8 protein-coding genes and 2 pseudogenes are annotated in these 12,778 nt (G+C 41.4%); all 10 read right to left on the bottom strand.

Going from position 1 to position 12,778, the window contains the following annotated elements; all coding sequences use genetic code 11:
* Window positions 1-224 precede the first annotated feature (224 nt).
* Complete coding sequence (locus tag J2T13_RS14090; protein WP_429372282.1) at window positions 225-3,365, bottom strand: DUF3427 domain-containing protein; 3,141 nt, start codon at window positions 3,363-3,365, stop codon at window positions 225-227.
* Window positions 3,366-3,781: 416 nt separating this feature from the next.
* A complete protein-coding gene (locus J2T13_RS14085; RefSeq protein ID WP_429372280.1) occupies window positions 3,782-4,195 on the bottom strand; it encodes a hypothetical protein in 414 nt (137 codons plus the stop codon).
* 116 nt (window positions 4,196-4,311) lie between these two features.
* On the bottom strand, window positions 4,312-6,456 hold the full coding sequence (locus tag J2T13_RS14080; protein ID WP_429372278.1) for an EndoU domain-containing protein: 2,145 nt from the start codon (window positions 6,454-6,456) through the stop codon (window positions 4,312-4,314).
* A 281-nt stretch (window positions 6,457-6,737) separates the two neighbouring features.
* Complete coding sequence (locus J2T13_RS14075) at window positions 6,738-6,998, bottom strand: type II toxin-antitoxin system RelE family toxin (RefSeq protein WP_429372276.1); 261 nt, start codon at window positions 6,996-6,998, stop codon at window positions 6,738-6,740.
* Window positions 6,964-7,218: a hypothetical protein gene (locus J2T13_RS14070; protein WP_429372274.1), complete on the bottom strand. Its 255-nt coding sequence runs from the start codon at window positions 7,216-7,218 to the stop codon at window positions 6,964-6,966. The genes J2T13_RS14075 and J2T13_RS14070 overlap by 35 nt, the downstream gene beginning before the upstream one ends.
* 198 nt (window positions 7,219-7,416) lie before the next feature.
* On the bottom strand, window positions 7,417-7,884 hold the full coding sequence (locus J2T13_RS14065; RefSeq protein WP_429372272.1) for a DUF6985 domain-containing protein: 468 nt from the start codon (window positions 7,882-7,884) through the stop codon (window positions 7,417-7,419).
* 17 nt (window positions 7,885-7,901) lie between these two features.
* Window positions 7,902-8,420 (bottom strand): annotated as a pseudogene (locus tag J2T13_RS14060) (HNH endonuclease); the annotation flags it as partial.
* Window positions 8,421-8,612: 192 nt separating this feature from the next.
* Window positions 8,613-8,894: a hypothetical protein gene (locus J2T13_RS14055; protein ID WP_429372270.1), complete on the bottom strand. Its 282-nt coding sequence runs from the start codon at window positions 8,892-8,894 to the stop codon at window positions 8,613-8,615.
* A 20-nt stretch (window positions 8,895-8,914) separates the two neighbouring features.
* Window positions 8,915-11,152, bottom strand: a complete 2,238-nt coding sequence (locus J2T13_RS14050) for an RNase A-like domain-containing protein (RefSeq protein WP_429372268.1) — start codon at window positions 11,150-11,152, stop codon at window positions 8,915-8,917.
* Between the two features lie 243 nt (window positions 11,153-11,395).
* Window positions 11,396-12,667, bottom strand: a pseudogene (locus J2T13_RS14045) (DEAD/DEAH box helicase family protein); the annotation flags it as partial.
* Between the last annotated feature and the right edge of the window lie 111 nt (window positions 12,668-12,778).

The raw sequence follows: 12,778 nt of genomic DNA, 5'->3' as shown, positions 1-12,778 counted from the left end.
ACTCAATAATGAGAATGTATATTCGCTTTTAATTATTATATCATAAAAAATATTCCTGGATAGGATCCTCCAGGAACATTTTTGTTATAAGACTGACTATATTAATTTCAAAATATATCTAATTATAACCCTTCATAATATATTTGTTCAATAAACCATACTTAAGCAACTTCACTTTATTTTTTTGTGTAATATAAATACATTTTATTGTATTTATATTAGTCTTACACAATACACTTATTAGCCACCCCCACCATCTGTGGCGGCAACTCCTCCCTCAATCTCCACACAATACTCATCGGCTTATTCCCCTCATGGCTCACATAATCCGCTTGTCCTAAGAAGACAAACGGCGAGGTGAATCTATCACTCTCTTTGTATTCTCGAACAAACAACGCAATGCGGTTACCTGTGCTTCGATGATGGATATACCGCTGAGCGGTCTTAGTATCTTCGGACACACTGCTTTGTGTCTGCCAATGGAACAGCCGTTCATTAATCGCATAGTCCTCATAGAGTGTCGATGGTGAGAAGTCTTTATCGGATTTGTTCAGTGTAATGAAGAAAATATCCGTCTGCTCACTCTCGAAATATTTCACACCTTCGCGGAAAGTAGGCGCTTTATCCCCATTCCAGTAGCCAAATGCCGCTAATATCTGATCCATGCTGTACATACAGTGGATATCTAGTGGACAAGTGAAGGGAAACTCGTGTTTCTTATCCACAAAATCAAGATGTTCCTCATTATATTGTAGAATATCCACAATTTCGTCGCGGAACTGGGGACAGGCTAGGATTTCTTGAATGCCTTCTTCTATATCTTTGAATCCTTGTTTTACAGGCTCTGCCCGATAAAATGTATAGTAGAACATAACTAACATCCGGTTCTCTTCATCGTCATGTGGCTGCACACCATTTTCCAAATAGTTAATTAAGAACTTCAACCATCTGCGAGAATTCAAGTTCAACAATGCCGGAATGCGCTTCACGTATTCGGGATGGTCCCATTCGAAAGATTCTAGTAGCCCTGCTTCTACCATTAATCCTCTAAAGAATCGGTTCCCACTCCGACCTCCATAGAAGTCGAACAAAGACATACCATGGTAGCGAACGAAGTTAGCCAATGTCAGTTCAACCCCTGTATCCTCTTGAAAATACTTCATTTTGCTAATGAGATTGTTACGAGTGTTCTTGGTTTGCTTGAGGTTGCGTAATATATAATCCTTGGCTTGCTTCTCTAGTTGAATGAAGGTTCCTCTAGGCAGAGAAGAGAATCCATTCTCTACATAATGCTGAATCGAGTGCTTCGTCTTGCCCATTAACGCTCTAAACTTATCTTGGAAGTTATATTCCTGATGAGCTTGTCCAATAAAATCTAGTACCGTAAGACACTCTTTGCCCTCGGCCAATCGTAGTCCACGACCTAACTGCTGCAAGAATACGGTTAAGCTCTCCGTTGGACGCAGGAACAGAATCGTATTGACGGCTGGAATATCCACGCCCTCATTGTAGAGATCCACGACAAAGATCATGGAGATCTCACCGCTGATGAGTCTACTTTTAACGGTGCTTCGCTCCTGTTCACTAGAATTCCCATGCAACGCCACCGCTGGAATTCCCGCTTCTTCAAAGACCTTAGCCATATACAGGGCATGTTCTACACTCACACAGAATCCAAGCCCCTTCACATCTTCCATATCCGTGACGTATTTATTCATACTATTAATAATTTGCGTCGTGCGTATTTTATTATGTGTATATACCTGCTCTAGCTCCGCCAGATCATAGCCCTTTCTAGACCATTTCACTCGTGACAGATCTACATGATCCGTTATGCCAAAATACTGAAAAGGACAGAGCAATTTACGATCGATCGCATCGGTCAGGCGGATTTCAGCAGCTATTGTATGGTCGAAGTAAGCTAGAATATCTTTGCCATCCATCCGTTCCGGTGTTGCCGTCAATCCCAGTAGGATCTGCGGGTTATAGTAGGATAATAGCTTCTGGTAGGAAGGCGCAGCGGCATGATGAAATTCATCCACGATGATGAAGTCATAGAAATCGCTCGTGGTCTTCTCCGTTAGCTTCATAGAGTTAAAACTCTGAATACTAATGAACAAATGATCCATAGCCTCCGCTTGATGCTGGCCTACATGCAGATCGCCGAAGTTCAAGTCTTTTAGAATAAAGCGGAATGTATCTTGGCTCTGCTTCAGAATCTCTTCTCGGTGCGCCACGAATAGGAGTCTAGCTCTTGGGTTCTTGGTTAGAAACCTTTTATAGTCAAAAGCAGAAATAACCGTCTTCCCTACTCCGGTAGCCGCCACCAACAGGTTTCTGGTTCTACCGAATAACGTTCGTTGCGCTTCAAGCTTCTCTAATACTTCTTTCTGATAATCATAGGGCGTAATCTCAAAATGAAATTGTAAGGTCTGCTGTTCCTTCTTCTTCCCTAAGGCTTCCTTCAGTTGTTGGACCTGCTCCGCATCCTCGGATGAAAAGCTCTTAAACTCTCTATCATTCCAATAGCTCTCGAAGGTTGCTTCGATCTTCTTGAGTACATCGTATGAGTCCTTCTCAGTCACCTTCAAGTTCCACTCTAACCCACTAGTAAGTGCCGGATTGGACAGATTAGATGAGCCGACATAGGCGGTGGTGAACCCCGTATCTCTTCGGAAAACATAGGCTTTCGCATGCAACCGCGTCCGATCACTGTCATAGGAAATTTGGATCTCGGTATTGGGGAGTTTGCTGAGCTCCAGTACGGCCTTTATATCTGTTGCTTCCATATATGTAGTTGTTATGACACGTAATTGCCCACCATAGGCGGTAAACTCTTCGAACTGCTCCATGAGGCAACGTAGACCGCTCCATTTGATAAAAGACACCAGCAGATCGATCCGATCCGCCGTTACAATCTCACGCTTCAACTCATGAAGCATATTAGGTTCAGCATGAGACCCGGTAAAGAGAGAGCTTTGAGATAGAGGGGTAACAGGTCTCAGCACCTTCTCGTCCTTAATCCCACGGATATGATTTAACTTCGAATACACATAGGTGAGTACTTCACCTTGTTCATCTAACTGGAGGGCGTTGTACTCTTCCTGCCCTAGTGTGTTCTTCAATGTGTCGATAATCTCATTACAGGTCCGAATCTGCGCGAATACCGCTTCTTCGTCGCTGCTTTGTTCTCGCACGACTTTAAGTGCCCTACGGGTCACCATAGCTAAATAGTTGGACAACATCTTCCGCGCTTCTTCCGCATCTAGCGGTTCCCTGCCAATCTCATAGCGTTCCGGATCCAAGGCAGATAGCTGCTGCGCCGTTATATTATTAATGATTTGCTCGTAGAGTCCTTGTTTCATGAAGTTACCTCTTTTGCGATGGAGTAGGGTGATAAGTCTCTTAGTCATGATTCGACAAGGGGGGTGGATAACCTTTAAGCATATTCAATAACAGTCCTCACCCCAATGGAATCATCATTCATTGAAAAAACTAGAGAAAACGAAGATAACAAAAAACAGGGCAATCATGGTGGGATTTGACCATAATTGCCCTGTATTACGTAAGGCTATAGCGTTATTTAGGTTATACATTGTCAAGCATTACTGTACGTACAAGCGAAATGATGAAATCTTTATCTGGGTATTACATGGGTTATATGTGTTACTTATTAAGTGATGGGTTCATTCGACACTGGGTAGCCCCCACCGAGGAAAATACCTTAAAAAACCTAAGCTAATCAAGGTCTAAAACGTAATTAACATCCTAATACACAAAATCACAAATGGATTTTCGAAAGGAAATCTTGGAGCATTTTCTTTACTGGTACGCTAGCAGTGTGTAATAAGTCATTTACACGTTCGAGTATCTTGGGGTTATCTAATATCATTTTCTTAATTTCTTCATTTTCAAAACTTCTTAGTGTATCAATACATATTTCGAATAATTCCTCATCATTCGTACTGAGCAATGATAATAAAATGTTGAATTCATTTACATTGCACTCATTATCCAAACAATACGCTAATTTTCTCTGCCACTCTATAGGTTTATTATGCACTTGATTAGATAAATCAGCCCAATCACTTGGGTTAAACTCCGAGAGCATCTCGCTTGCAATGACACAGCCATCATCGTACCACGAATCTACTGTTGTATCAGCAGATAGAAGGTTATCTAGTTCTTTGTACATATTTGATTCCTCCAATTTGAATTAAAAACCTGATGGGCGAAACGCATTTATCGTACCTGTTGGATAACCACTTGTTACATCGTCACCAACTTTAATTACATCAATTTCTACACCATTTATAGAGCTCTATGCCAAGTTGCTCCATCCCTTATTCTTGTAGAAATAGTAGGTGTATTACCAACATCAGTTATGTTCTTGAGAATTTGTTCATCACTCCAAGAATCTGGAAATAGGGTACTCCTTTTTAGTTTGGAAATATTTCCGTCAGGGAACTGCTTTGTAAAAACTACATTTTTTGTACCATCAGCATTAGTTGATAATACTTCAACTACGAAAATATCGTTAGCATTGTTAATGCTTGGCGAATGTCCACCTATTAAATCATTCTTTGGAATCTTTCGTTGGCCTTCCAATATCTTAGTTTCCATTTCTGGACTTATTACAGTCTTAGGTGGTGGAACGACTTTACCAACATCACCCGTCCCCTCAACCCTACTGCTCTCCGCCAAATTCTCATCTTTTAGCGGTTTAACTTCATCTACCTTCTGAGTCTTAATCTCTATGTCATCTTGTTTTTTCAATTCGGCTGGCGTTGCCTTTTCTATGGGTGACACCGCATTATTCCTCAAAGTGGTTGTATTGGATGTTTTCATTTTTATCTGAATAGGTGCGGCCAATAAAGATGCCAGTCCAAAGCTATTCATCCAATGTTCTTTAGACAGGGCCCCTTCTTGGGGATTAAATGTACCTCTGACTGTTCCTGCGAACCCTATAGATAAGTAATCTAGATAATCAAATACGGAGTCTTTTCGCTTTTCCGCACGCTCAAATGCTGCATCATAGATCCCTTTTGGTATACCCGATGTAAGATAATTCAAGAAATCACCCGGCGAATCCCATGCTTTATTGCTTCGGTCTACTGCAGCCGCTACGAAATCAGACCCTATTTCTCCTATGCTATCCAGCGATTTCTGAAATCCATTTCTCGTATCCTCCACCATCTGCTCCGGTGCATAGCACATGTCGAGTTCTCCCTGAGTTTCTCCTATCAGTCCTCTATCCATATATACGAGATTGATTAACTTGTTGTCGATTTTACCATCGACCTCGCTTGTATACTGTAACTGGGTTGCTCGTTCACTTTCATTATATTGGGTCTGGTATTGTTGTACCGCAGTTAATAACGCTAAACTGTATGTACCTGTCACTTCTCCCTCATATAGATGTTTGTCTTTTAGGAACTGCTGCATCATCTCGATGTGGGCTGTAGATGTGGATTGATTGTACTCTTCTAGTGTAGCCTTAACCTCTGTACGCCATTGGTCCGCCGCTATGACGATCTTCTCCATCCTATCATACTGCTCTCTTAACTGACCTTGAAGCCATTCATTTCTAGAGCCGACCAGTAAGAAGAAGCGAAGCTCATCTAGGGTGGGCATGGCGGATCGATCTTGCTTCAGTGGATTATACTGACACGCATCCAGGGGCGATCCTACATAGTGAGATATCAAGCTGACGTCTGCAGCATACCATTTCTCTGCTACACCTAACTCCGCCAATTCAGCTCTGGCTTTCTCGGCTTCTATGTGGACTTCCTCCATATAGAGTGGGTTGCCATACTTACTATAGAGTCCATATGCTGTTTGGTTACGGGCAATTTGGACCAACGCTTCATTAATTGCGGTTAACTGCTCTCTTGCGAACTGCTGTTTCTCTAAGCTTCCTGTCTCTAGCAGTTCGAGATACATCCCAATCCGTTCATCGTCTTTAAATTTGCTTAGTCGTAGCGTTAATGATACTTCCTGTCCCTTAGTAAGCAGACTCTTCACCATTTCGATCGGTGATTGTAACTTAAAGGCATCCCCAATGACCCTTTCATTATACTGGGTAAACAATGAATTGGAACTGCCCCGAACTGAGAACTTCACTTGCGGCTTCCGAACAAGCTGTTTAAGCTTTTCTTCATCTGATATGTATTGTCCTGCTATTGAATTCAACAGCTTATTCTGCTCATGTAACTTGTCGTAAATGACTTTGGAATCCTTCCGGATCTGTCCAAGGATATCCTCGACTTCATAAGCGGCCCTCTGGACATCACCTTCCGGGTATCCCCGTTTAACTTCATCTATGATACCGCTGGAATCACTGTACATCTGTGTTGTTTGCTCTTCAATCATCCGTTCCAGACGCTTGATTTCTTGAGATAATTGTAAGAGCTTGTCTATATCTATGCTTTGGTTCTTGTTGCTGATATTTCTCACCCGCTTTATTCTAGATAATTTTTACAAAATATACAAATAACTTATCATGTTGAGGAGATATATTATATGGATCGATAGACCTAAACAACAAGATCAGAATTCATATGAACGGCCCCTTCACTTCTTCCATCTCCATGATGTATTTCTGCAGCTATCATATGGTCAAAGTAAGCTAGAATGTCTTTGCCATCCATCATACAGAACATCAACAACAGCTTTTCAGTAACGGTATATATATGATTACAAGAAAAAACCTCCCAATGAAGGGAGGCCTTGTTAAATCAATATACGTCACCACGATTATCGATAGTCAGAATGGTAACGTTTCTTTCTTGGTGATTGACTTCAAAAAGAATACGATAACTTCCTACTCGCAATCGAAAGCGTTTGTCAAAACCTTTCATTAGTTTAATATCTCCAATGGGTGGTCGAGTTGACAAGCCGAGTACTGCTCTCCTTATTCGCTCCTGAATAACCTTTTCTTGTTTAGCAATAAACTTAACAGAATCACGGCTTAGTGTCAGTCGGTAAGTCGAGTTCATTCATCGCTTCCTCCCAAGACATAAATCCATTATCGCTGGTTAACTGGTGCTGTTCTTCATTGCTGAGAGGCATATCATCTGGGTCTAACTTTACAATTTCATCCCAATCAGGTCGGGTATGCCTTGTAGAAAGGTATTGTAAATAATCAAATGCCGATTGTTGCGCGGTGTCGGGCAACCGTTCGAACATTTCCAACATCTTATCTTTATTTACTGCCATACAAACACCTCCATCGTGGAGTTTATTTCATAGTTTCATTATAGCGTTCCATAGTTAAATCTGCCACCTAATGGTTCAAGTGCTCTTGGAAATACTTCATTTTGCTAATGAGATTGTTACGAGTGTTCTTGGTTTGCTTGAGGTTGCGCAATATATAATCCTTGAGTTCATTCGGCACTGGGTAGCCCCCACAAATACTCAAAGTGCCACATCTTGGTATCCCACCCTAGCTACATCTTCATTAATTAGACGTATACCAACCCCATTTTCTTCATCCCATGTACAGTCAAATGTTAGTCCAATATATCTGCCTTCAAATCGTCTTGCAGATGGTACATAAATCCCAACTAGCATGATACTTTCAAGAAGTTTATCATTTGTTTCAATTAAAGGGTACTTTTCATTATATGAAACGTCATACCCAAGTTCAGATCGCTTCTGTTTGTAATAATCTAAAATTGGTTTCAGAATACTTTGCTGAATAGCCCCCCAATTTTCTTTCAAAGTATTATATGAAGCATACTGTTTTTCACTAAATTCGCCATCTTCTTCACCATCTACCATCAAAGCAATATTGACTTGTCCTCCGAAAAACTCAATTGTAGTATCCTTGCTCCACACATAATCAAATTCAAGTTCACCGAAAACTGTATCATTAATTTTCAATTTGAGAAATCTCCCTTCTAATTATTTGCAAATCCACCCGGTTCAAACGCTCCTGCGTTTATCTCTCCAACGCCACCTAGATGTCCGAATTTGCTGTTAATTTCAGATGGCACAAGTTGAATTGTTTTCCCATCATTTAATTCGTGCCAAGTTAGCTTTAATTCTTCGCGAATATCTGCAATGTCTCCTGCTTTAATTTTTCCTGGGGTTAACCCAAAGTAACTAGCCAACTCAGGTGAGTTATTAAGTTGCTCAGCCAATTTTATATCTGCTTGTTTAAAATTCGCAGCTCTAGCTTTAGTTCCATTACTACCAACTCCGCCCATCATATGGTCAATTTCCAGTTGTGCTTTTGCTACAGGCGAAAAATCAGGTACTCCGTTCTTATAATTTATACCATCAATACCTGCTTCGTCTAATATCTTCTTCAATTCAGGGTCTGGTGGTGGTTTTAAAATACATTTTGTTTCGCCCCTTTGCCCCTCAAAACTAACCGTTTTATTATTAGGTGATGGCGTTTGATTAAGTCTCGATTTCGAGCATTTCTTGTGCGTTCAAACGAAATTACGAATTCATTATACGGGTATTACATGGGTTAAGTGTGTGATTGGTTGAATGATGTGGGAATTCGACACTGGGTGGAGCTTCAAATCGCCCCCACCTATCTCCTTATTCGAAAACTGGATAGCCTGTTGTACTGTCCAAGCCTCTAGGGGGCTAAATAGATATTAACTTAGTTCTAAGTTATCTAAGATACATTGAATTAACCATTTCAGTTTCTCTTCATTCATTTTTCTCATACCATATTTTTTAACGAATTCCTGAACATTATCCAAATTCTTTAGTTGCAGAATTAATTCTAACTCTACTTTGAGCTTTTGACGATATTTGAGATTTTCAAATGAGTTGAAATCACTCGTAATTTTATCCAATTCGTCATAGTTAGCACTTACGTTAAAATAACATTCAAGAAAGTACTCAAAAGTTTCAAGGTTCAATTCATCATTCAAGATATCACCACCTACTACTGTTATTTAATGATTGGGAAGCTAGTCAAAATTTTAAATCCTAATTCCTGAGTTGAATCCCTAATCAGAACTACTCTAGAATCATTTAGGTCATAAATAACTTGCTTTTTATCTTCAAGAACCCCTTTACCTACTGGATTCTTATGTGAAACATCAAACATCTTTCTTCCCGTATCAGATTCATTTAGCCATTCGGCAATATCTTCTGCATTTTTGCGCAGATTCTCTTGAATGGCTTTAATTGCTGTATTTTTATCAGTGAATGAAGTAGCCGCTTCGACATCCTCTTGTATTGCTCTTTTAATCAATTCCTCGTTCGTCTTAGAAACATGCCTATCTACAGTATGCCCTCCAGCAGATTCCATTCTATCAAGAATATTATTATCTATTTTACGGATTGCATCAGGGTCAATTTCACCCCTCCCCCCAGTTACCCCCTTATCAGTTTTCCCTTCATAAAAGTCAATATAATTCTTCTGTACATCTGTTATTGGTAGATCCCCGATGTCTGGAACTTTCGAATCATTCATCTTAATTTTTACCCCATCTGGGGTGACCGTACTTAATCCTTTCGGCTCGATCCCCTTATACAACTCGGGAACCAACTTCGCTAACTTATCGCCTGTCTTAGCTGCTAATTGTGCGCCTGACTTCGCAGCGGCAACCACGATGATCACCACTTGGACTGCTTTGGCCAGGGCTCGTCCATATTCTACACTTTCTTCATATGTAGCCTTTCCGCTCATCACTTTTGCAGATAATCTTTCAATATCTTTGAACGGCGTTACAAACTGCTCTGCTAATCCTTCTCCTATACTATCCTTTATATCCGTAATCGTTATCTCGCCTTTTACAATCGCTTCTCCCAATTGGTATGTCTCCGGAAGTGTTTCGGTCCAGAATTTAAGATTAGCTGGTGAGGTGCTCCAGACAGATTCGATAATATCTTTTCCGTCATCCACCAATTGGCTGACCACCCCATCCCCTACTCCAACCAGCGTCATTGCACCTATGGTCATATGGGGATTGATCTTCAGATCCGGATTGTTTCGATAACCTGACGCACTATCTGCAAATGCCAGCTGCAATAGGTTCTTGTCTACTTTACCATTGACTTCAAATGTGTACTTCCATAAAGCGGCTCGCGTACTTGCCGTATTGGATATATGCTGATAGCCTGAAACCGCCAATAGAAATGCAAGGTCGTACTCTCCCGTAACTTCACCTTGATATATATTCAGCGTTTTCAAATACTGTTGCATCTTCTCTATGTCTTCCCTTGGTATCGTTCGGTTATATTCGTCCAGCGTATGCTGTATGGCCTTCCTCTGCTCTGCTGCTTTCAATACCGATGCTTCAATCTGATTATAATTCGTCTTGGCCCATTGTCGATACGCCTCATTCAGCATCCCCACTGCGATGACCATACGCAGCTCACCTTCTGTTGGCATCGCTGAACCATCCGTTCTGAGCGGATTATATGAACAGGCTGCTAAGGGAGAGCCTTTGTAATGTGTTGATAGATTGATAGAACCATCGTAATATTTATCGGAGACACCCAATCGCTTGAGTTCAGACCTCTGGAGATCAGCATAACGATGTGCTTCTAGCATATAGTTCTCGTTCTGGTATCGGCTGTAAATACCATAGGCTATTTGACTTCGTGCGACTTCATCCAATGCTTTAAGAATCATATCGAGCTGTTCCCTCGCATACTTCTGCTCTTGGGCATTGCCCACGTTCAGCATTTGTAGCAATGAACTAATCTTCGGGTCGTCCTTGAATGGGTCTAGACGGTTAACTACGGAAGAATCCTTAATCTGGAGCAAAAATGTCTTGATTCGATCTATAACGGGTGTCTTGCCATCGTTACTTCCAAATCCGGTAAACTGACCTGGGATCTGGTATTTCCAGTTGACCGTGATCAGTTTATTCAGGCTGAGCTTCAGCTTCTCCTCATTACTTCGGTACTGCGCCTCCGTATTCTTTAACTCAGACCGCTTATTGCTTATTTTATTGCTGATAGACTCCGAAAGCTTATGAATTTCTTGCATAAGACTCTCTATTTCTCGTACGGAAGACTGAACAACACTAGACTCAGAATAATCGCCCCTTATGACGTCTACCATACTTTTCAGTTCCTTGTACAAAGAAATCCAATCTTCATCGGTCTTCCTGTTCAGCGGTCTCATACCTTGTTCCAAATCTAATAATTTTCCAAGGTCAACCTTCTGTAGCATACTTCACCTCCATATATTCAGACATAGTCATTTACGAATGTTCCTTATTTCGCTCTGCTCTGATTTGGTTGGACGCGGTAGTTGCTTAGCTGTTTTATATTAGTAATCAATAGCCAAGAATATTATTGATATTCTATCAAATTTAGGGAATATCATCAAATTATATCATTCCTATTAATTAATCAGAGCCGTTCTATGAAGCATATAAACCTACAGCATATACAATCGGCTCTTCTACACTCACAGAGAATACGCTTGATGCTGACCTACATGCAGATCGCCGAAGTTCAAGTCTTTTAGAATAAAACGGAATGTATCTTGGCTCTGCTTCAGAATCTCTTCTCGGTGCGCGACAAATAGGAGTCTAGCTCTTGGGTTCTTGGTTAGAAACCTTTTATAGTCAAAAGCAGAAATAACCGTCTTCCCTACTCCGGTAGCCGCCACCAACAGGTTTCTGGTTCTACCGAATAGCGTTCGTTGCACTTCAAGCTTCTCTAGTACTTCTTTCTGATAATCATAGGGCGTAATCTCGAAATGAAATTGTAGGATCTGCTGTTCTTTCTTCTTCCCTAAAGCTTCCTTAAGTTGTTGAACCTGCTCCACATCCTCGGATGAAAAGCTCTTAAACTCCCTATCATTCCAATAGCTCTCGAAGGTCGCCTCGATCTTCTTGAGTACATCGTACGAGTCCTTCTCGGTTACCTTCAAGTTCCACTCTAGCCCACTAGTAAGCGCCGGATTGGACAGATTAGATGAGCCGACATAGGCGGTGGTGAACCCCTTATCTCTTCGGAAAACATAAGCTTTCGCATGCAACCGCGTCCGATCACTGTCATAGGAAATTTGGATCTCGGTATTGGGGAGTTTGCTGAGCTCGATCACGGCCTTGATATCTGTTGCTTCCATGTACGCATGTACGCAGAATGAACTAAAGCCAGTAAGACATGCTTTAGTTCATTCTGCGTAGGTTGTTGTTATGACACGTAACTGTCCACCATTAGCAGTAAACTGCTCGAACTGTTCCATGAGGCAACGCAACCCACTCCATTTGATAAAAGACACAAGTAGATCAATCCGATCCGCCGTTACAATCTCACGCTTTAACTCATGAAGCATATTAGGTTCAGCGTGAGACCCGGTAAAGAGAGAGCTTTGAGATAGAGGGGTGACCGGTCTCAGCACCTTCTCTTCCTTGATCCCACGGATATGATTTAACTTCGAATACACATAGGTGAGTACTTCACCTTGTTCATCTAACTAGAGGGCGTTGTACTCTTCCTGCCCTAGTGTGTTCTTCAATGTGTCGATAATCTCATTACAGGTCCGAATCTGCGCGAATACCGCTTCTTCGTCGCTGCTTTGTTCTCGCACGACTTTAAGTGCCCTACGGGTCACCATAGCTAAATAGTTGGACAACATCTTCCGCGCTTCTTCCGCATCTAGCGGTTCCCTGCCAATCTCATAGCGTTCCGGATCCAAGGCAGATAGCTGCTGCGCCGTTATATTATTAATGATTTTCTCGTAGAGTCCTTGTTGAACTAAACCGCTACGCGGTAGCTTTTCAAATCCTACAAACCTTTAGTGCCATTCACCAAGCCTTCCTTTATCATCTAGTGAAAAAGGAGG

Source organism: Paenibacillus sp. DS2015 (assembly GCF_050433705.1).
Taxonomy (GTDB): domain Bacteria; phylum Bacillota; class Bacilli; order Paenibacillales; family Paenibacillaceae; genus Paenibacillus_AQ.
The sequence above is the reverse complement of the archived record's forward strand: the minus strand, read 5'-3'. Positions and strand labels throughout refer to the sequence as shown.

Bases quoted from the DNA above. Each gene is read 5' to 3' on its own strand.
- J2T13_RS14085 (WP_429372280.1), bottom strand. From the start codon at position 4,195: ATGTACAAAGAACTAGATAACCTTCTATCTGCTGATACAACAGTAGAT.
- J2T13_RS14050 (WP_429372268.1), bottom strand. From the start codon at position 11,152: ATGCTACAGAAGGTTGACCTTGGAAAATTATTAGATTTGGAACAAGGT.
- J2T13_RS14070 (WP_429372274.1), bottom strand. From the start codon at position 7,218: ATGGCAGTAAATAAAGATAAGATGTTGGAAATGTTCGAACGGTTGCCC.
- J2T13_RS14090 (WP_429372282.1), bottom strand. From the start codon at position 3,365: ATGAAACAAGGACTCTACGAGCAAATCATTAATAATATAACGGCGCAG.
- J2T13_RS14075 (WP_429372276.1), bottom strand. From the start codon at position 6,998: ATGAACTCGACTTACCGACTGACACTAAGCCGTGATTCTGTTAAGTTT.